23 protein-coding genes are annotated in these 18,044 nt (G+C 68.2%); all 23 read left to right on the plus strand.

Features of this window, described 5'->3' with window-relative positions:
- Positions 1-59 precede the first annotated feature (59 nt).
- The 23 genes from I8N68_RS00430 to rpsH all read left to right on the plus strand — a co-directional run bounded on the left by I8N68_RS00430 (position 60) and on the right by rpsH (position 18,029).
- Positions 60-3,947 carry a DNA-directed RNA polymerase subunit beta' gene (locus tag I8N68_RS00430; RefSeq protein ID WP_200206223.1) on the plus strand — a complete coding sequence of 1,296 codons (3,888 nt, stop codon included), beginning with the start codon at positions 60-62 and terminating at the stop codon, positions 3,945-3,947.
- A 146-nt stretch (positions 3,948-4,093) separates the two neighbouring features.
- A complete protein-coding gene (locus I8N68_RS00435; protein WP_200206225.1) occupies positions 4,094-4,462 on the plus strand; it encodes a hypothetical protein in 369 nt (122 codons plus the stop codon).
- 358 nt (positions 4,463-4,820) lie between these two features.
- Positions 4,821-5,276: a hypothetical protein gene (locus I8N68_RS00440; RefSeq protein ID WP_234038380.1), complete on the plus strand. Its 456-nt coding sequence runs from the start codon at positions 4,821-4,823 to the stop codon at positions 5,274-5,276.
- Positions 5,277-5,813: 537 nt separating this feature from the next.
- Positions 5,814-6,188: a 30S ribosomal protein S12 gene (gene rpsL, locus I8N68_RS00445; RefSeq protein ID WP_007465318.1), complete on the plus strand. Its 375-nt coding sequence runs from the start codon at positions 5,814-5,816 to the stop codon at positions 6,186-6,188.
- 1 nt (position 6,189) lies between these two features.
- Positions 6,190-6,660 (plus strand): 30S ribosomal protein S7, encoded by a 471-nt coding sequence (gene rpsG, locus I8N68_RS00450; RefSeq protein ID WP_091242043.1) that lies wholly within the window; start codon positions 6,190-6,192, stop codon positions 6,658-6,660.
- A gap of 74 nt (positions 6,661-6,734) precedes the next feature.
- The gene (gene fusA, locus I8N68_RS00455) at positions 6,735-8,831 is read left to right on the plus strand and encodes an elongation factor G (RefSeq protein WP_200206228.1); all 2,097 of its coding nucleotides are present in this window, start codon (positions 6,735-6,737) and stop codon (positions 8,829-8,831) included.
- 220 nt (positions 8,832-9,051) lie between these two features.
- Positions 9,052-10,245, plus strand: coding sequence for an elongation factor Tu (gene tuf / locus I8N68_RS00460; protein WP_200206230.1), 1,194 nt, complete (start codon positions 9,052-9,054; stop codon positions 10,243-10,245).
- Positions 10,246-10,600: 355 nt separating this feature from the next.
- Positions 10,601-10,909: a 30S ribosomal protein S10 gene (gene rpsJ / locus I8N68_RS00465; protein WP_007073037.1), complete on the plus strand. Its 309-nt coding sequence runs from the start codon at positions 10,601-10,603 to the stop codon at positions 10,907-10,909.
- Between the two features lie 11 nt (positions 10,910-10,920).
- Positions 10,921-11,586 (plus strand): 50S ribosomal protein L3, encoded by a 666-nt coding sequence (gene rplC, locus I8N68_RS00470; RefSeq protein WP_200206233.1) that lies wholly within the window; start codon positions 10,921-10,923, stop codon positions 11,584-11,586.
- Positions 11,583-12,233 carry a 50S ribosomal protein L4 gene (gene rplD / locus I8N68_RS00475; RefSeq protein ID WP_200206239.1) on the plus strand — a complete coding sequence of 217 codons (651 nt, stop codon included), beginning with the start codon at positions 11,583-11,585 and terminating at the stop codon, positions 12,231-12,233. Before rplC ends, rplD begins: the two co-directional genes overlap by 4 nt.
- Positions 12,230-12,532: a 50S ribosomal protein L23 gene (gene rplW, locus I8N68_RS00480; protein WP_091317975.1), complete on the plus strand. Its 303-nt coding sequence runs from the start codon at positions 12,230-12,232 to the stop codon at positions 12,530-12,532. Before rplD ends, rplW begins: the two co-directional genes overlap by 4 nt.
- Before the next feature lie 12 nt (positions 12,533-12,544).
- A complete protein-coding gene (rplB, locus tag I8N68_RS00485; RefSeq protein WP_200206242.1) occupies positions 12,545-13,384 on the plus strand; it encodes a 50S ribosomal protein L2 in 840 nt (279 codons plus the stop codon).
- A gap of 12 nt (positions 13,385-13,396) precedes the next feature.
- Entirely contained in the window at positions 13,397-13,678 is a 282-nt protein-coding gene (rpsS, locus tag I8N68_RS00490) for a 30S ribosomal protein S19 (protein ID WP_200206245.1), read from the plus strand.
- A 40-nt stretch (positions 13,679-13,718) separates the two neighbouring features.
- Complete coding sequence (gene rplV / locus I8N68_RS00495; RefSeq protein ID WP_200206249.1) at positions 13,719-14,177, plus strand: 50S ribosomal protein L22; 459 nt, start codon at positions 13,719-13,721, stop codon at positions 14,175-14,177.
- Positions 14,177-15,049, plus strand: coding sequence for a 30S ribosomal protein S3 (rpsC, locus tag I8N68_RS00500; RefSeq protein ID WP_200206251.1), 873 nt, complete (start codon positions 14,177-14,179; stop codon positions 15,047-15,049). The genes rplV and rpsC overlap by 1 nt, the downstream gene beginning before the upstream one ends.
- Before the next feature lie 3 nt (positions 15,050-15,052).
- Entirely contained in the window at positions 15,053-15,478 is a 426-nt protein-coding gene (gene rplP, locus I8N68_RS00505) for a 50S ribosomal protein L16 (RefSeq protein WP_200206260.1), read from the plus strand.
- Entirely contained in the window at positions 15,478-15,714 is a 237-nt protein-coding gene (gene rpmC, locus I8N68_RS00510; RefSeq protein WP_013288628.1) for a 50S ribosomal protein L29, read from the plus strand. Before rplP ends, rpmC begins: the two co-directional genes overlap by 1 nt.
- Positions 15,711-15,986, plus strand: coding sequence for a 30S ribosomal protein S17 (rpsQ, locus tag I8N68_RS00515; protein WP_200206262.1), 276 nt, complete (start codon positions 15,711-15,713; stop codon positions 15,984-15,986). The genes rpmC and rpsQ overlap by 4 nt, the downstream gene beginning before the upstream one ends.
- A 97-nt stretch (positions 15,987-16,083) precedes the next feature.
- Positions 16,084-16,452, plus strand: a complete 369-nt coding sequence (gene rplN / locus I8N68_RS00520) for a 50S ribosomal protein L14 (protein ID WP_007465279.1) — start codon at positions 16,084-16,086, stop codon at positions 16,450-16,452.
- A complete protein-coding gene (rplX, locus tag I8N68_RS00525; protein ID WP_200206264.1) occupies positions 16,449-16,769 on the plus strand; it encodes a 50S ribosomal protein L24 in 321 nt (106 codons plus the stop codon). The genes rplN and rplX overlap by 4 nt, the downstream gene beginning before the upstream one ends.
- Positions 16,769-17,338: a 50S ribosomal protein L5 gene (gene rplE / locus I8N68_RS00530; RefSeq protein ID WP_200206266.1), complete on the plus strand. Its 570-nt coding sequence runs from the start codon at positions 16,769-16,771 to the stop codon at positions 17,336-17,338. The genes rplX and rplE overlap by 1 nt, the downstream gene beginning before the upstream one ends.
- Position 17,339: 1 nt before the next feature.
- Entirely contained in the window at positions 17,340-17,525 is a 186-nt protein-coding gene (locus tag I8N68_RS00535; protein WP_074314593.1) for a type Z 30S ribosomal protein S14, read from the plus strand.
- Between the two features lie 96 nt (positions 17,526-17,621).
- Positions 17,622-18,029 carry a 30S ribosomal protein S8 gene (rpsH, locus tag I8N68_RS00540; protein ID WP_007465270.1) on the plus strand — a complete coding sequence of 136 codons (408 nt, stop codon included), beginning with the start codon at positions 17,622-17,624 and terminating at the stop codon, positions 18,027-18,029.
- Positions 18,030-18,044 lie beyond the last annotated feature (15 nt).

The raw sequence follows: 18,044 nt of genomic DNA on the forward strand, positions 1-18,044 counted from the left end.
CCGCCGGCTCCTGACCCCACCCACTAGCTAGCAGTACAGACGACGACATAGGGGACATAGTGCTCGACGTCAACTTCTTCGACGAGCTGCGCATCGGCCTCGCCACCGCCGACGACATCCGTCAGTGGTCGCACGGTGAGGTCAAGAAGCCCGAGACGATCAACTACCGCACGCTCAAGCCGGAAAAGGACGGGCTCTTCTGCGAGAAGATCTTCGGCCCGCAGCGGGACTGGGAGTGCTACTGCGGTAAGTACAAGCGGGTCCGCTTCAAGGGCATCATCTGCGAGCGCTGCGGCGTCGAGGTGACCCGTTCCAAGGTCCGTCGTGAGCGGATGGGGCACATCGAGCTGGCCGCTCCGGTGACCCACATCTGGTACTTCAAGGGCGTGCCGAGCCGGCTGGGCTACCTGCTGGACCTCGCCCCCAAGGACCTCGAGAAGATCATCTACTTCGCCTCGTACGTCGTGACGAGCGTGGACGCCGAGTCGCGTCACCGTGACCTCTCGACCATCGAGAACGAGATCCTGGCCGAGAAGCGGCAGGCCGAGAACAGCCGCGACTCGGAGATCGAGAAGCGGGCCGCCAAGCTCGAGGCCGACCTGGCCGAGCTGGAGGCCGAGGGTGCCAAGGCGGACGTCCGGCGCAAGGTCAAGGAGGGCGGAGAGCGCGAGATGCGCCAGATCCGCGACCGGGCCCAGCGCGAGATCGACCGCCTCGACGAGGTCCTCGACACCTTCCGCAAGCTCGAGCCGAAGCAGCTGGTCACCGACGAGCTGCTCTACCGCGAGCTGCGCGACCGCTTCGGCGAGTACTTCACCGGCGGCATGGGCGCCGAGGCCATCAAGGCCCTGGTCCAGAACATGGACCTGGATGCCGAGGCCGACAGCCTGCGCGAGACCATCCGCTCCGGCAAGGGCCAGCGGAAGATCCGGGCGCTCAAGCGGCTGAAGGTCGTCGCGGCGTTCCAGAACACCCGCAACTCGCCGCTCGGCATGGTGCTGGACTGCGTCCCGGTCATCCCGCCGGACCTGCGTCCGATGGTGCAGCTGGACGGTGGCCGCTTCGCGACCTCCGACCTGAACGACCTGTACCGCCGGGTGATCAACCGGAACAACCGCCTCAAGCGGCTGATCGACCTCGGCGCGCCCGAGATCATCGTCAACAACGAGAAGCGGATGCTCCAGGAGGCCGTCGACGCGCTGTTCGACAACGGCCGCCGCGGCCGGCCGGTCACCGGCCCGGGTAACCGCCCGCTGAAGTCGCTCTCCGACATGCTCAAGGGCAAGCAGGGCCGGTTCCGCCAGAACCTGCTGGGCAAGCGCGTCGACTACTCCGGCCGTTCGGTCATCGTGGTCGGCCCGAAGCTCAAGCTGCACCAGTGCGGCCTGCCCAAGCAGATGGCGCTGGAGCTGTTCAAGCCGTTCGTGATGAAGCGGCTGGTCGACCTCAACCACGCGCAGAACATCAAGTCCGCCAAGCGGATGGTCGAGCGGCAGCGGCCGGTCGTGTGGGACGTGCTGGAAGAGGTCATCGGCGAGCACCCGGTGCTGCTGAACCGCGCGCCGACCCTGCACCGACTGGGCATCCAGGCCTTCGAGCCGCAGCTGGTCGAGGGCAAGGCCATCCAGATCCACCCGCTGGTCTGCACCGCGTTCAACGCCGACTTCGACGGTGACCAGATGGCGGTCCACGTCCCGCTGTCCGCCGAGGCCCAGGCCGAGGCGCGGATCCTGATGCTGTCGTCGAACAACATCCTCAAGCCGGCCGACGGCAAGCCGGTCACCATGCCCACGCAGGACATGGTCATCGGTCTCTACCACCTCACCCACCTCACCCCGGGTGACAAGGGCGAGGGCCGGGCGTTCAGCTCGGACGCCGAGGCGCGGATGGCGTTCGACGCCGGTGAGCTGCACCTGCAGACGCCGGTCAAGATCCGGCTGCGCGGCGTCACCGATGTCGACAACGGCGCCGGCGCCGAGCCGTGGGTCGCGCCGGAGGGCTGGGTCGAGGGTGAGCCGCTGACCGTGGAGACCACCCTCGGTCGGGTGCTGTTCAACGAGACGCTGCCGCAGGGCTACCGCTTCGTGAACTACGAGATCCGCAAGGGTCAGCTCTCCGCGATCGTCAACGACCTCGCCGAGCGCTTCCCGAAGGTGGCCCTCGCGGCCACCCTGGACGGGCTCAAGGAGGCCGGCTTCCACTGGGCCACCTGGTCCGGCGTCACCATCGGCATGGAGGACGTCATCGCGCCGCCGCGCAAGCGGGAGATCCTGGCGCGGTACGAGGCCGAGGCCGACCGGATCGACAAGCAGTACCAGCGTGGTCTGATGACCGCCGAGGAGCGCCGCGGCGAGCTCATCGAGATCTGGACCAAGGCGACCAACGAGGTCGCCAAGGAGATGGACACCGCGCTGCCGCAGGAGAACCCGCTGTGGAAGATGATCAACTCGGGTGCCCGCGGTAACCTGCTCCAGCTCCGGCAGATCGCGGCGATCCGTGGTCTGGTGGCCAACCCGAAGGGTGAGATCATCCCGCGGCCCATCAAGGCCTCGTACCGGGAGGGTCTGTCCGTGCTGGAGTACTTCATCTCCACGCACGGTGCCCGTAAGGGTCTCGCGGACACCGCCCTGCGTACCGCCGACTCGGGTTACCTGACCCGTCGTCTGGTGGACGTCTCGCAGGACGTGATCATCCGCGAGGAGGACTGCGGCACCGACCGGGCCATCCCGATGCAGATCGGCGAGCGGCTCGACGGCAAGCTGGTGGTCCACACCCACGCGGAGACCAGCGTGCACGCCCGGACCCTGGCCGACGACATCAAGGGGCCGGACGGCACCGTGGTCGCCGAGCGGGGTCAGGACATCAACTCCATCGGGGTCGACAAGATCGTCGCGGCCGGGGTGGAGACGGTGCGGGTGCGCAGCGTGCTCACCTGCGAGTCGAAGCTGGGCGTCTGCGCGGCCTGCTACGGCCGTTCGCTGCCGACCGGCAAGGCGGTCGACATCGGTGAGGCGGTCGGCATCATCGCCGCCCAGTCCATCGGTGAGCCGGGTACCCAGCTGACGATGCGTACCTTCCACACCGGTGGTGTCGCGGGTGAGGACATCACCCAGGGTCTGCCGCGTGTCCAGGAGATCTTCGAGGCCCGGGTGCCGAAGGGTAAGGCGCCCATCGCCGACACCCCCGGCCGGGTCCGGATCGAGGACGGCGAGCGGTCGCGGAAGATCATCGTGGTGCCGGACGACGGCACCGACGAGATCGTCTACGACAAGATCTCCAAGCGGGTCAAGCTGCGGACCCACGACGGCGGTCACGTCGAGGTGGGCGAGAAGCTCACCGAGGGCACCATCGACCCGCACGAGCTGCTCCGCATCCTCGGCCCGCGCGCGGTCCAGGTCCACCTGACCCAGGAGGTCCAGGAGGTCTACCGCTCGCAGGGTGTGCTCATCCACGACAAGCACATCGAGATCATCATCCGCCAGATGCTCAAGCGGGTGACGGTCATCGACTCCGGCTCGACCGAGTTCCTGCCGGGTGTGCTGGTCGACCGGGCGCTCTTCGAGTCGGAGAACCGCCGACTCGTCGGTGAGGGTGGCGAGCCCGCCGCCGGTCGCCCGGTGCTGATGGGTATCACCAAGGCCTCGCTGGCCACCGACTCCTGGCTCTCGGCGGCCTCCTTCCAGGAGACCACCCGGGTGCTGACCGACGCGGCGATCAACTCGCGCAGTGACTCGCTGGTCGGCCTCAAGGAGAACGTGATCATCGGTAAGCTCATCCCGGCCGGTACGGGCATCAGCAAGTACCGCAACGTCCGGGTCGAGCCGACCGAGGAGGCGAAGGCCAAGGTCTACTCGATGACCGGCTACCCGGAGACCGACTACGGTTTCGGGCCGGCCAGCGGCCAGGCGGTGCCGCTGGACGACTTCGACTTCGGGTCGTACCGCTAAGCAGTAGGAAACGACGAGGCCCCCGGCAGCCGCCGGGGGCCTCGTCGCGTTTCGGTCGGTCCGCACCGGTTCCGGTGGCGGAGGCGGCCACCGCGACGGCGGCCGGGTCGGGCCTGCCGTCCCGGCCGGCGGGGCATGATGGAGCCATGACGATCCCACCCGGGCCGGCGCCCGTCGCCCAGCGCGGGCCGCGCCATCCGCTCGATCCTGAGCCGACCCGGTCGACGAAGGCCCGCGCGGTCTTCGCCCTGGGCCTGATCGGTGCGTTGACCGGGCTCTTCGTCGGCGGGGTGGTGCCGTCGACGATCGCCCTCCAGTTGGCCCGGCAGGCCCGCCGGGAGGCGTACGCCTCCGGTGGTTTCCTGACCGGTGGGGACCGGCTGCGGCGGGGGGAGCGGCTGGCCTGGACCGGTCTGGTGCTGGCCGCCGTGGCGGTGGTGGTGGCGGTGGTGATCGGCGTGGTCCGGCTCGCCGACGCCCCCTTCGGGCACGACTACCCCCCGAACGTCGACTGATCGCGGGGGAGCCGCCCGCGCCCGGGCCCGCTGGCAGGAGCGGCGACGGTAGCCTGGCCGGTGTCCGCCGTGCGGCGGCCACGCACGTCGACAGGAGGACCTCGTGACGGAACCGGCCCCGCCGCCGGGAGGCGACCCGACCCGGTCCGCCGCCGCGCCGGACCCCGCCGGACCGACACCGGGCACCCGCCCCGCCAGCCCCTGGGCGATGCCGGGGGCCCGGCCCGACGAGGGGCCGAGCGCGCCGCCGGAACCCGGCGGATGGGCGACGCCGGGGGCGTACCCGGGAAACGCGCCGGCACCCGGCGGCGGGTGGGCGACACCGGGGAGCCCGCCGGTGGGCGGTGGCTGGGCCCCGATGTCGCCGGCGGCGGGTCCCCGGCCGGGGCCGGTGCCGCCGCCCCCGCGCGAGCCGGCCCGCCCACCGAAGCGCGTCGACCCGGTCCCCGGCACGCCCTTCGGCGTGGTCCATCTGGACGTGCCGCCGGTGACCTCGGGTCTGGCCGTGGGCTCGCTGGTGACCGGCATCGCCGCGATCCTGGTCTCGTTCCTGGTGCTCTGCTTCGGGATCGCCGGTCCGGACTATGGCGGCGCCTGGGCCGCGGGGGCGTTCACGGTGCTCGGCGGGCTGGCCGGGACGGCGGCGATCGTCGGCGGACTGCTGGCCCGTCGGCAGATCCGGCGGCCGGCGCCGCCGCCCGCGGTTCGCTTCACCGGTCGGGGGCTCGCCGTCGCCGGCCTGAGCTGCGGCGCGGTGGGACTGTTGCTCAGCGTGCTGGGGCTCGGTGTGGCACTGCTCGTGCAACTGACGTGACCCGAGTCACCTTTTCGCCGGGTACGTCGACGACCTCGTCGGCCCGGTGCGCCCGCGGATTCGGACGCCCGGCGGAACCGGGCCCGCCGGGCCGCCTCGTGGGGAAGCCGGTACACTTGTTCCCGTAGGTGCCCATCGCGGGTGGGCAGGCACGAGGGGTCAGGCCGGCAGGCTGCGACGCAGTTCTCCCGGACCGCTCCGTTTTGACCTGCGCGGCTGTGGTAGGTACTCTTTCCTCTTGTGCCCGGGCCAGCCCGGGCAATGTGTGCGTGCGCTGGAACCGGTCCGCCGGTGATCGCGCGGAGCACGATCAAAGCCAAAGAACCGGCGCTCGGTGATCCGCGTGCCGGGGACACACACCCGGTACGACGCGTGAGCGGCGGCATCGGGACCGTGATCCGGGCGACACGCCCGACCGCGGGTGCTGGGACCGCCGTCAGGTGGCCCTGGTTGGAATGTAGGAGAGCCGTCCATCAGGCCGGCTACGAGCAGACGGCGCGGTCGCTTCGCAGCGGCCGAAGGGAGCGGAGAAACCCGGTGCCCACCATTCAGCAGCTGGTCCGAAAGGGCCGCCAGGCCAAGACGACCAAGACCAAGACCCCGGCGCTGAAGGGATCCCCTCAGCGGCGCGGTGTGTGCACCCGCGTGTACACCACCACCCCGAAGAAGCCGAACTCGGCGCTCCGCAAGGTCGCTCGTGTCAAGCTCAGCAGCCAGATCGAGGTGACCGCCTACATCCCGGGCGTGGGTCACAACCTGCAGGAGCACTCGATCGTGCTCGTCCGCGGCGGCCGGGTGAAGGACCTCCCCGGCGTGCGGTACAAGATCGTCCGCGGTTCGCTGGACACCCAGGGTGTCCGCAACCGCAAGCAGGCGCGCAGCCGTTACGGCGCGAAGAAGGAGAAGAGCTGACATGCCGCGTAAGGGACCCGCTCCGCGGAAGCCGCTGGTCGCTGACCCGGTGTACAACTCGCCCCTGGTCACCCAGCTGGTGAACAAGATCCTGATGCGCGGTAAGCGTCAGCTCGCCGAGCGCATCGTGTACGCCGCCCTGGAGGGCTGCCGCGAGAAGAGCGGCACCGACCCGGTCGTCACCCTGAAGCGGGCGATGGACAACGTCAAGCCGACCCTCGAGGTGCGCAGCCGCCGTGTCGGTGGCGCCACCTACCAGGTGCCGGTCGAGGTGCGTCCCGCCCGGGCGACCACCCTCGGGCTGCGCTGGCTGGTGACGTACTCCAAGGCCCGTCGCGAGAAGACCATGATCGAGCGGCTGATGAACGAGCTGCTGGACGCGAGCAACGGCCTCGGCGCCGCCGTCAAGCGGCGCGAGGACACGCACAAGATGGCCGAGTCCAACAAGGCCTTCGCGCACTACCGCTGGTAACACCTCGGTTCCGGCGTCCACGAGGCGCCGGAACCCCACCAGTTGTGTCTAGACGACGATAAGTAGGGATTGAAGTGGCCGCCGCAGACGCGCTCGCCAACGTACGCAACATCGGCATCATGGCGCACATCGATGCCGGTAAGACCACGACCACCGAGCGGATCCTGTTCTACACCGGTATCACGTACAAGATCGGTGAGGTCCACGAGGGCGCTGCCGTCATGGACTGGATGGAGCAGGAGCAGGAGCGTGGTATCACCATCACCTCCGCTGCTACCAAGTGTGAGTGGAAGGGCCACACGATCCAGATCATCGACACGCCCGGTCACGTCGACTTCACGGTCGAGGTCGAGCGGTCGCTGCGGGTGCTGGACGGTGCGGTCGCGGTCTACGACGGTGTCGCCGGCGTGGAGCCGCAGACGGAGAACGTCTGGCGTCAGGCCGACAAGTACCACGTCCCGCGGATGTGCTTCGTCAACAAGCTCGACCGGACCGGTGCCGACTTCTTCCGCTGCGTGCAGATGATGATCGACCGGCTCAACGCCACCCCGCTGGTGCTCCAGATCCCGATCGGGCTCGAGGGCGACCACATCGGCGTCGTCGACCTGATCGGCATGCGCGCCCTCACCTGGCGCGGGGAGACCCAGAAGGGTGAGGACTACGCCATCGAGGAGATCCCGGCCGAGCTGGCCGACTCCGCGGCGGAGTGGCGCGAGAAGCTGATGGAGACCCTGGCCGACGTCGACGACTCGGTGATGGAGAAGTACCTGGAGGGCGACGAGATCTCCGACGCGGAGATCAAGGCCGCCATCCGGCGCGCCACCATCGCCAGCAAGGCCAACCCGGTCCTCTGCGGCTCGGCGTTCAAGAACAAGGGCGTCCAGCCCATGCTCGACGCCGTGGTCGACTTCCTGCCGTCGCCGCTGGACGTCCCGGCCATCGAGGGCACCGCCACCGATGGCGAGACCCCGCTGCAGCGGAAGCCGGCGAAGTCGGAGCCGTTCTCGGGCCTGGCCTTCAAGATCCAGACCGACAAGCACCTTGGCAAGCTCACCTACGTCCGGGTCTACTCCGGCATGGTCGAGACCGGTACCCAGGTGGTCAACTCCACCAAGGACCGCAAGGAGCGGATCGGCAAGATCTACCAGATGCACGCCAACAAGCGGGAAGAGCGCGGCTCGGCCCAGGCTGGCGACATCATCGCGGTGCAGGGTCTCAAGCAGACCACCACCGGTGACACCCTGTGCGACCCGGCGAACCCGGTCATCCTGGAGTCGATGACCTTCCCGGAGCCGGTCATCGAGGTCGCCATCGAGCCGAAGACCAAGGCCGACCAGGAGAAGCTCAGCACCGCCATCCAGCGGCTGGCCGAGGAGGACCCGACCTTCCGCGTCAAGCTGGACGAGGAGACCGGTCAGACGGTCATCTCCGGCATGGGCGAGCTGCACCTGGACATCCTGGTCGACCGGATGCGCCGCGAGTTCAACGTCGAGGCGAACATCGGTAAGCCGCAGGTGGCGTACCGCGAGACGATCCGCCGCAAGGTGGAGAAGATCGAGTACACCCACAAGAAGCAGACCGGTGGTTCCGGCCAGTACGCCCGGGTGATCGTGAGCATCGAGCCGCTGCCGCTGGACAACGACTCGCCGACCTACGAGTTCGCCAACGCCGTCACCGGTGGCCGCATCCCCCGGGAATTCATCCCGTCGGTGGACGCGGGCGCCCAGGACGCCATGCAGTACGGCATTCTCGCCGGCTTCCCGCTGGTGGGTGTCAAGCTGACGCTGCTGGACGGCCAGTACCACGAGGTCGACTCGTCGGAAATGGCATTCAAGATCGCCGGCTCGATGGTGATGAAGGAGGCGGCCCGCAAGGCCGACCCCGCTCTCCTCGAGCCGATGATGGCCGTTGAGGTCACCACTCCTGAGGAGAACATGGGTGACGTCATCGGCGACCTCAACTCCCGCCGCGGGATCATCCAGGCGATGGAGGAGCGCAGTGGCGCCCGCATCGTGAAGGCTCTGGTGCCGTTGTCGGAGATGTTCGGCTACGTCGGCGACCTGCGGTCGAAGACCCAGGGCCGGGCTAGCTACAGCATGCAGTTCGACTCCTACGCAGAGGTTCCGCAGAGCGTCGCGAAGGAGATCATCGCCAAGGCGACGGGTGAGTGAAACTCACCTGAGTTGATCCGATGATTTGAGGCTGGTCGCGGGAGGGTGCTCCCCGCCCGCGGCCACCTCGGTCGGGATGCGTGAGACCGGGCCTGTAGGCTTCATCGCCGCAGAACCCACCAAGCTCTCCGGCCGTCAGGCCGGAAAGGCTGTCGACAGAGTCCTAAGCGCCGACCGGCGCGCCGGGCGTACGAACCAAGAAGTCCACAGGAGGACACCAGTGGCGAAGGCGAAGTTCGAGCGGACTAAGCCGCACGTCAACATCGGCACCATTGGTCACATCGACCACGGTAAGACGACGCTGACGGCGGCCATCACCAAGGTCCTGCACGACAGGTACCCGGATGTCAACCCCTACACGCCTTTCGACGAGATCGACAAGGCGCCGGAGGAGAAGGCCCGCGGCATCACGATCTCCATCGCGCACGTCGAGTACCAGACCGAGGCGCGGCACTACGCGCACGTAGACTGCCCCGGTCACGCCGACTACATCAAGAACATGATCACCGGTGCCGCGCAGATGGACGGCGCGATCCTGGTGGTCGCGGCGACCGACGGCCCGATGCCGCAGACCCGCGAGCACGTGCTGCTGGCCCGCCAGGTCGGTGTGCCCTACATCGTCGTGGCGCTGAACAAGAGCGACATGGTCGACGACGAGGAGCTCCTGGAGCTCGTCGAGCTCGAGGTCCGCGAGCTGCTGTCGGCGCAGGAGTACCCGGGTGACGACCTGCCGGTCGTCCGGGTTTCGGCGCTGAAGGCCCTCGAGGGTGACCCCGAGTGGACCGAGAAGCTCATGGACCTGATGAACGCCGTCGACACCGCGATCCCGCAGCCGGAGCGCGAGACCGAGAAGCCGTTCCTCATGCCGATCGAGGACGTCTTCACGATCACCGGTCGTGGCACCGTCGTGACCGGCCGCGCCGAGCGTGGCATCCTCAAGCCGAACGAGGAGGTGGAGATCGTCGGCATCCGCGAGAAGTCGCAGAAGACGGTCTGCACCGGCATCGAGATGTTCCGCAAGCTGCTCGACGAGGCCCGCGCGGGTGAGAACGTCGGTCTGCTGCTGCGTGGCATCAAGCGCGAGGACGTCGAGCGCGGCATGGTCGTCGTCAAGCCGGGCACCAGCACCCCGCACACCGAGTTCGAGGCGACGGTCTACATCCTCTCCAAGGAGGAGGGCGGCCGGCACACCCCGTTCTTCCAGAACTACCGTCCGCAGTTCTACTTCCGGACCACGGACGTTACCGGCGTCGTCACGCTGCCCGAGGGCACCGAGATGGTCATGCCGGGCGACAACACCACGATGACCGTGAAGCTGATCCAGCCCATCGCGATGGAGGAAAACCTCAAGTTCGCGATCCGGGAGGGTGGCCGTACGGTCGGCGCGGGTCGCGTCACCAACATCATCAAGTGAGCTGGGTAACCCCGATTAGCGTCGCCGTCGGTCGTACGGCATACTAGTCAGGTTGCGTAACGACGGTTGGTCACCTGCGTCCGGTGAATGCTGGACCTCCGGGAGACGAACAGTCGCGCGTTGGGTGGTTGATCGCCACTAGGCGGTCAACCACCCTCGCACGGCGTCCAGGTCGCGGAAACGCGATCGGCGCCTTGACCCACCGCGTGGTCAGAGAATCGCTCCGGAGTCCCGGGGCGGAGCCTGGTCCGAGGGCGCGACACGCCCGACCGCGGGGGTCGGCGGAAGTGGGCCTGTGCCAGCCGGTACAGGCGCCCGCAACACAGCGGCATCGAGAGAAGGAACAGAAGCCACCATGGCGGGACAGAAGATCCGCATCCGGCTCAAGGCCTATGACCACGAGGTCGTCGACTCCTCGGCTCGGAAGATCGTCGAGACGGTGACGCGTACCGGGGCGCAGGTCGCTGGCCCGGTGCCGCTGCCCACGGAGATCAACCGTTTCTGCGTCATCCGCTCGCCGCACAAGTACAAGGACTCGCGCGAGCACTTCGAGATGCGCACGCACAAGCGTCTGATCGACATCATCGACCCGACCCCGAAGACGGTCGACTCGCTCATGCGCCTCGACCTGCCGGCTGGCGTCGACATCGAGATCAAGCTGTAGGGACCGGACAAATGGACAGGCAAGTCAAGGGGATCCTGGGCGCAAAGCTCGGCATGACCCAGGTCTGGGACAACAACAAGATTGTCCCCGTGACCGTGGTTCAGGCCGGCCCCTGCGTCATCAGCCAGGTTCGTAGCGCCGAGAAGGACGGTTACTCCGCGGTCCAGCTGGCGTACGGCACGATCGACCCGCGCAAGGTGAAGAAGCCGATCAGCGGGCACTACGCGAAGGCGGACGTCGCGCCGCGCCGGCACATCGTCGAGCTGCGCACCAGCGACGCCGCGGACTACTCGCTCGGCCAGGAGATCACGGTCGAGGAGTTCCCGGCCGGTATGCCGATCGACGTCACCGGCAAGACCAAGGGCAAGGGCTTCGCCGGTGTGATGAAGCGGCACGGCTTCCACGGCCTGGGCGCCGGCCACGGTGTCGAGCGCAAGCACCGGTCGCCGGGCTCCATCGGCGGCGCCTCCACGCCGGGTCGCGTCTTCAAGGGCGTCCGGATGGCCGGCCGCATGGGTGGCGTGCGCTACACCGTGCAGAACCTGACCGTTCAGGCGGTCGACACCGAGAACAACCTCCTGCTCGTCCGTGGTGCCATCCCTGGCCCCAAGGGCGCGCTGGTCCTGGTCCGTACCGCGGCCAAGACCAAGGTGAAGAAGGGCGGTGCGGCCAAGTGACCACCGTTGACGTCCGCAACGTCGAGGGCGCCAAGAGCGGCTCCGTCGAGCTGCCGGCCGACATCTTCGACGTGCAGGCCAACCTCGCGCTGATGCACCAGGTCGTGGTGGCCCAGCTCGCGGCGGCCCGCCAGGGCACGCACAAGGCCAAGAGCCGCGGCGAGGTCTCCGGCGGCGGCCGGAAGCCGTACAAGCAGAAGGGCACCGGTCGTGCCCGCCAGGGCTCGACCCGCGCGCCGCAGTTCGCCGGCGGTGGCGTGGTCCACGGCCCGGTGCCGCGCGACTACAGCCAGCGGACCCCGAAGAAGATGAAGGCTGCCGCCCTGCGTGGCGCCCTCTCCGACCGGGCCCGCGCCGGCCAGGTGCACGTCGTCGAGGCGTTCGTCTCGGGCGAGAAGCCGTCGACCAAGGCCGCGCTGGCCACGCTGGCGAAGCTGACCGAGGCCCGTCGGGTGCTGGTCGTGCTGAGCAGCACCGACGAGCTGAACTGGGTGTCGCTGCGCAACGAGCCGCGGGTGCACCTGATCGAGGCCGGCCAGCTCAACACGTACGACGTGCTGGTGGCCGACGACGTGGTCTTCACCAAGGACGCCCTGGACGAGTTCCTGGGTGTTCCCGCCGAGACCACCGAGGAGGGTGGCAAGTGAGCACGATCGCCGATCCGCGCGACATCATCGTCGCGCCGGTCGTCTCGGAGAAGAGCTACAGCGAGCTGAACCGGAACTGGTACACCTTCCTGGTGCACCCGGACGCGAACAAGACCGAGATCAAGATCGCTATCCAGCAGATCTTCAACGTCCGCGTCCTGACGGTCAACACGCTCAACCGCGAGGGCAAGCGCAAGCGCACCAAGACCGGGTTCGGTCAGCGCAAGTCGACCAAGCGGGCGATCGTGAAGCTGGCTGACGGTGACCGTATCGAGGCCTTCGGCGGCCCGGTCAGCTGAGGGGTGTAGACAATGGCTATCCGTAAGTACAAGCCGACGACGCCGGGCCGGCGTGGCTCGAGCGTCGCCGACTTCGCCGAGATCACCCGGTCGACGCCCGAGAAGTCGCTGCTGGCTCCGCTGCCGAAGAAGGGCGGACGCAACGCCCACGGCCGGATCACCACGCGACACCACGGTGGCGGTCACAAGCGCCAGTACCGTCTGATCGACTTCAAGCGGGTCGACAAGGACGGCGTGCCGGCGAAGGTCGCCCACATCGAGTACGACCCGAACCGCACCGCGCGCATCGCGCTGCTGCACTACGCCGACGGCGAGAAGCGCTACATCCTCGCGCCGAAGGACATGAAGCAGGGCGACGCCGTCGAGTCCGGTCCGGGCGCCGACATCAAGCCGGGCAACAACCTGCCGCTGCGCAACATCCCGGTCGGTACCACCATCCACAACGTGGAGCTGCGTCCGGGCGGCGGTGCCAAGCTGGCCCGCTCGGCCGGCGTCGGCATCCAGCTGCTCGGCCGTGAGGGCCCGTACGCGACCCTGCGCATGCCGTCCGGTGAGATCCGGCGGGTCGACGTGCGCTGCCGCGCCAGCATCGGCGAGATCGGCAACGCCGACCAGTCGAACATCAACTGGGGCAAGGCGGGCCGGATGCGGTGGAAGGGCAGGCGCCCGACCGTCCGTGGTGTCGCGATGAACCCGGTCGACCACCCGCACGGTGGTGGTGAGGGTAAGACCTCCGGCGGTCGCCACCCGGTCAACCCGCAGGGTAAGCCCGAGGGCCGCACCCGTCGTAAGGGCCAGCCGAGTGACCGGCTGATCGTCCGCCGCCGCTACGCCACGCGTAAGCGCGGCTGAGGGAGATAAGACATGCCTCGCAGCGTGAAGAAGGGCCCGTTCGTAGACGACCACCTGCTCAAGAAGGTGGAGACGCAGAACGACAAGGGCTCGAAGAACGTCATCAAGACCTGGTCGCGGCGCTCGACGATCATCCCGGAGATGCTGGGTCACACGATCGCCGTGCACGACGGACGCAAGCACGTCCCGGTGTTCGTGACCGAGGCGATGGTCGGGCACAAGCTCGGCGAGTTCGCGCTGACCCGCACGTTCAAGGGTCACGAGAAGGACGACCGGAAGAGCCGTCGGCGCTGACGCCGCGGGCATACGGATAGAGGAACAAGGGGTTACAGCGATGCCAGGAAAGGGCGACGCTCCGGTGCTTCCGGGCGCGCGGGCGGTTGCGCGGCACGTGCGCATCTCGCCGATGAAGGCGCGCCGGGTGGTCAACCTCGTCCGCGGCCTGCCCGCGAAGGAGGCGCTCACGGTGCTGCAGTTCGCGCCGCAGGCTGCGAGCGAGCAGGTGTACAAGGTGCTCGCGAGCGCGATCGCCAACGCGGAGAACAACGAGCGGCTGGACCCCGATGCGCTGCTCGTCAGCGAGGCGTTCGTCGACGAGGGCCCGACCATGAAGCGGTTCCGGCCGCGGGCGCAGGGCCGGGCGTACCGGATCCGCAAGCGCACGTGCCACATCACCGTGGCGGTCGAGGCGGTCGCACCGGCCGCGCCGAAGAAGTCCGCGGCGAAGAAGGCCGCCCCGGCGCAGCAGGCCGAGGCCGCTGAGCCGGAGAGCAAGACGGAGGGTGCCGAGTAATGGGTCAGAAGGTTCACCCCACTGGGTTCCGGCTCGGCATCTCGACCGACTGGAAGTCCCGCTGGTTCGCGGACAAGCTCTACAAGGACTACGTCGGCGAGGATGTCAAGATCCGCCGGATGATGTCCAAGGGCCTCGAGCGCGCCGGCATCTCCAAGGTCGACATCGAGCGCACCCGGGACCGGGTCCGCGTCGACATCCACACCGCCCGGCCGGGCATCGTCATCGGCCGTAAGGGTGCGGAGGCCGACCGGATCCGCGGCGAGCTGGAGAAGCTCACCGGCAAGCAGGTGCAGCTGAACATCATCGAGGTGAAGAACCCCGAGTCGGACGCGCAGCTGGTGGCCCAGGGCGTGGCCGAGCAGCTGTCCAGCCGGGTCAGCTTCCGTCGGGCGATGCGCAAGGCGATGCAGTCGACCATGAAGAACCCGGTCAGCAAGGGCATCCGGGTGCAGGTCTCGGGTCGCCTCGGCGGCGCCGAGATGAGCCGGACCGAGTTCTACCGCGAAGGCCGGGTTCCGCTGCACACGCTGCGGGCCAACATCGATTACGGCTTCTTCGAGGCCCGTACCACCTTCGGCCGGATCGGTGTGAAGGTTTGGATCTACAAGGGTGACGCGGTTCCGGGCCGGGAGGCTCCGGCCGAGGCCGGTCCGTCCCGCCCGCGTCGTGGTGAGCGTGGCGACCGTCCGGAGCGTCCGCGCCGTGGTCGGTCGGGTTCGTCCGGCACGACGGCTGGTGGCACCGAGGCCGGCCGGGCTGCCGCGACCACGATCGCGCAGCAGGCCGAGACGCCGAGCGGCGAGCCGGTCGACAGCGCTGCTGTCGCCGCCAAGGCTTCCGCTCCGGCAGAAACGCAGCAGGAGGGCTGACAGATGCTGATGCCGCGCAAGCCCCCGAAGGGCTTCCGCAAGCCGCACCACCCGGACCGCCACGGCACGTCCAAGGGTGGTAACCGCGTGGTGTTCGGCGAGTTCGGGATCCAGGCTCTCGAGCCGGCGTACGTGACCAACCGGCAGATCGAGTCGGCGCGTATCGCGATGACCCGTCACATCAAGCGTGGCGGCAAGGTCTGGATCACGATCTTCCCGGACCAGGCGCTGACCAAGAAGCCGGCCGAGACCCGGATGGGTTCCGGTAAGGGTTCGCCCGAGTGGTGGGTCGCCAACGTCAAGCCGGGGCGGGTTCTCTTCGAGATGTCCTTCCCCAACGAGCAGATCGCGCGAGAGGCGATGCGTCGCGCGATCCACAAGCTCCCGATGAAGTGCCGCATTGTTACGCGCGAAGTGGGTGAATCCTGATGGCAGCGGGCGTCAAGCCTTCCGAGCTGCGTGAGCTCTCCGAAGAGGAGCTGGTCACGAAGCTGCGTGAGGCCAAGGCGGAGCTGTTCAACCTCCGCGTGCAGGCCGCAACCGGGCAGCTGGACAACAACCGGCGGCTGCAGGTCATCCGTCGGGAGATCGCCCGGATCTACACGATCATGCGTGAGCGCGAGCTGGGTCTCTCTGCCGCGCCGACTGAGGTGACTGCATCATGAGCGAGAACACCACCGCCTCCGCGCGGGCCCGCCGCAAGGTGCGTGAGGGCCTCGTGGTCAGCGACAAGATGGAAAAGACCGTTGTGGTCGAGGTCGAGGACCGGGTCAGGCACGCGCTGTACGGCAAGATCATGCGCCGGACCAGCAAGCTGAAGGTGCACGACGAGCAGAACTCCGCCGGGATCGGCGACCGGGTCCTGATCATGGAGACCCGGCCGCTCTCCGCCACCAAGCGGTGGCGGCTCGTGGAGATCCTCGAGAAGGCCAAGTAGCGAAGGCTCGAGCTCGGCCGGCATGGTCGGGCGCAGGTTCCGCCAGGCTCCGGCCGCCTCCGGGTGGCCGGAGAACCGGCAGACATAGGAGATAGACGTGATTCAGCAGGAGTCGCGACTGCGCGTCGCCGACAACACGGGTGCCCGGGAGATCCTGTGCATCCGGGTTCTCGGTGGCTCCGGTCGGCGCTACGCGAGCATCGGCGACGTCATCGTGGCAACCGTCAAGGACGCGATCCCCGGTGCCGGTGTGAAGAAGGGCGACGTCGTCAAGGCGGTCGTCGTTCGCACCGCCAAGGAGAGGCGGCGGCCGGACGGGTCGTACATCCGCTTCGACGAGAACGCCGCCGTCATCATCAAGGACGGTGGGGACCCGCGCGGTACCCGTATCTTCGGCCCCGTGGGTCGTGAGCTGCGGGACAAGCGGTTCATGAAGATCATCTCTCTCGCGCCGGAGGTGTTGTGACCGTGAAGGTCAAGAAGGGCGACACGGTCGTCGTCATCGCCGGCAAGGACAAGGGTGCCAAGGGTAAGGTCATCGCGGCCTACCCGCGGCAGGACAAGGTCCTGGTCGAGGGCGTGAACCGGGTCAAGAAGCACACCCGTATCAGCACCACCCAGCGTGGCGCCAAGACCGGTGGCATCGTCACCCAGGAGGCCCCGATCCACGTCTCGAACGTGCAGGTCGTGGACTCCGACGGAAAGCCGACCCGGGTCGGTTACCGGATCGACGACAACGGCCAGAAGGTCCGCATCGCGCGTAGCACCGGTAAGGACCTGTGATGACCACGGCTACCGAAACCAAGACCATGCCGCGCCTCAAGGAGCGGTACCGCAACGAGATCGTGGCCGAGCTGCAGAAGCAGCACAACTACGGCAACCCCATGCAGGTGCCGCGGCTGGTCAAGATCGTCGTCAACATGGGTGTCGGCGAGGCCGCTCGCGACGCCAAGCTGATCGATGGCGCGGTCCGCGACCTGGCCACGATCACCGGTCAGAAGCCGCAGGTGCGGAAGGCGACCAAGTCCATCGCGCAGTTCAAGCTCCGCGAGGGCATGCCGATCGGCGCGAAGGTCACCCTGCGCGGCGACCGGATGTGGGAGTTCCTGGACCGGCTGCTCTCGATCGCGCTGCCGCGTATCCGTGACTTCCGCGGTCTGGACGGGCGCAAGCTCGACGGGCACGGCAACTACACGTTCGGTCTGACCGAGCAGTCGGTGTTCCACGAGATCGACCAGGACAAGATCGATCGCCAGCGGGGCATGGACATCACGGTGGTCACGACCGCCACGACCGACGACGAGGGCCGGGCGCTGCTCAAGCTCCTGGGCTTCCCGTTCAAGGAGAACTGAGATGGCCAAGAAGGCGCTGATCATCAAGGCGGCCGCGAAGCCGAAGTTCTCGGTTCGCGCGTACACCCGCTGCCAGCGGTGCGGGCGTCCGAAGGCGGTCTACCGCAAGTTCGGTCTCTGCCGGGTGTGCCTCCGGGAGATGGCCCACCGCGGTGAGCTGCCCGGCGTGTCCAAGGCTTCCTGGTAATAGCCCGGCGCGCTCCGGCGCGTCAGCTGAACTGTCTCTTCGCCGTAGGCCCCGGGCCGTGCCCGGGGAACCCCGGCGAGAAAGGTTGACGAATTCATGACGATGACCGACCCGATCGCAGACATGCTCACGCGTCTGCGTAACGCCAACCAGGCGTACCACGACCAGGTGAAGATGCCCTACTCGAAGATCAAGGCGAACATCGCCGAGGTCCTCAAGGCCGAGGGTTACATCGCCACCTGGTCGGTCGAGGAGCCCGAGGAGGGCGCCGTCGGCAAGCGACTGGTCGTCGAGCTGAAGTACGGCCAGAACCGCGAGCGGAGCCTGGCCGGCATCAAGCGCGTGTCCAAGCCCGGTCTCCGGGTGTACGCCAAGTCGGACGGGCTCCCGCGGGTGCTCGGCGGGCTGGGCGTGGCGATCATTTCGACGTCCCAGGGGCTGCTCACCGACCGGCAGGCCCGCAAGCGGAGCGTTGGCGGGGAAGTCCTCGCCTTCGTCTGGTAACGGGAGACAGGTAGA

Source organism: Micromonospora coerulea (assembly GCF_016598485.1).
GTDB lineage: Bacteria > Actinomycetota > Actinomycetes > Mycobacteriales > Micromonosporaceae > Micromonospora > Micromonospora coerulea.

Excerpts from the sequence above, each read along its gene's own strand:
- rplP (WP_200206260.1), top strand. The coding sequence starts at position 15,053 with ATGCTGATGCCGCGCAAGCCCCCGAAGGGCTTCCGCAAGCCGCACCAC.
- rpsC (WP_200206251.1), top strand. The coding sequence starts at position 14,177 with ATGGGTCAGAAGGTTCACCCCACTGGGTTCCGGCTCGGCATCTCGACC.
- rpsJ (WP_007073037.1), top strand. The coding sequence starts at position 10,601 with ATGGCGGGACAGAAGATCCGCATCCGGCTCAAGGCCTATGACCACGAG.
- rplE (WP_200206266.1), top strand. The coding sequence starts at position 16,769 with ATGACCACGGCTACCGAAACCAAGACCATGCCGCGCCTCAAGGAGCGG.
- rpsQ (WP_200206262.1), top strand. The coding sequence starts at position 15,711 with ATGAGCGAGAACACCACCGCCTCCGCGCGGGCCCGCCGCAAGGTGCGT.
- I8N68_RS00435 (WP_200206225.1), top strand. The coding sequence starts at position 4,094 with ATGACGATCCCACCCGGGCCGGCGCCCGTCGCCCAGCGCGGGCCGCGC.
- rplV (WP_200206249.1), top strand. The coding sequence starts at position 13,719 with ATGCCAGGAAAGGGCGACGCTCCGGTGCTTCCGGGCGCGCGGGCGGTT.
- rpsG (WP_091242043.1), top strand. The coding sequence starts at position 6,190 with ATGCCGCGTAAGGGACCCGCTCCGCGGAAGCCGCTGGTCGCTGACCCG.
- rplB (WP_200206242.1), top strand. The coding sequence starts at position 12,545 with ATGGCTATCCGTAAGTACAAGCCGACGACGCCGGGCCGGCGTGGCTCG.
- rplC (WP_200206233.1), top strand. The coding sequence starts at position 10,921 with ATGGACAGGCAAGTCAAGGGGATCCTGGGCGCAAAGCTCGGCATGACC.
- I8N68_RS00440 (WP_234038380.1), top strand. The coding sequence starts at position 4,821 with ATGTCGCCGGCGGCGGGTCCCCGGCCGGGGCCGGTGCCGCCGCCCCCG.
- rpsH (WP_007465270.1), top strand. The coding sequence starts at position 17,622 with ATGACGATGACCGACCCGATCGCAGACATGCTCACGCGTCTGCGTAAC.
- rpmC (WP_013288628.1), top strand. The coding sequence starts at position 15,478 with ATGGCAGCGGGCGTCAAGCCTTCCGAGCTGCGTGAGCTCTCCGAAGAG.
- rpsS (WP_200206245.1), top strand. The coding sequence starts at position 13,397 with ATGCCTCGCAGCGTGAAGAAGGGCCCGTTCGTAGACGACCACCTGCTC.
- I8N68_RS00535 (WP_074314593.1), top strand. The coding sequence starts at position 17,340 with ATGGCCAAGAAGGCGCTGATCATCAAGGCGGCCGCGAAGCCGAAGTTC.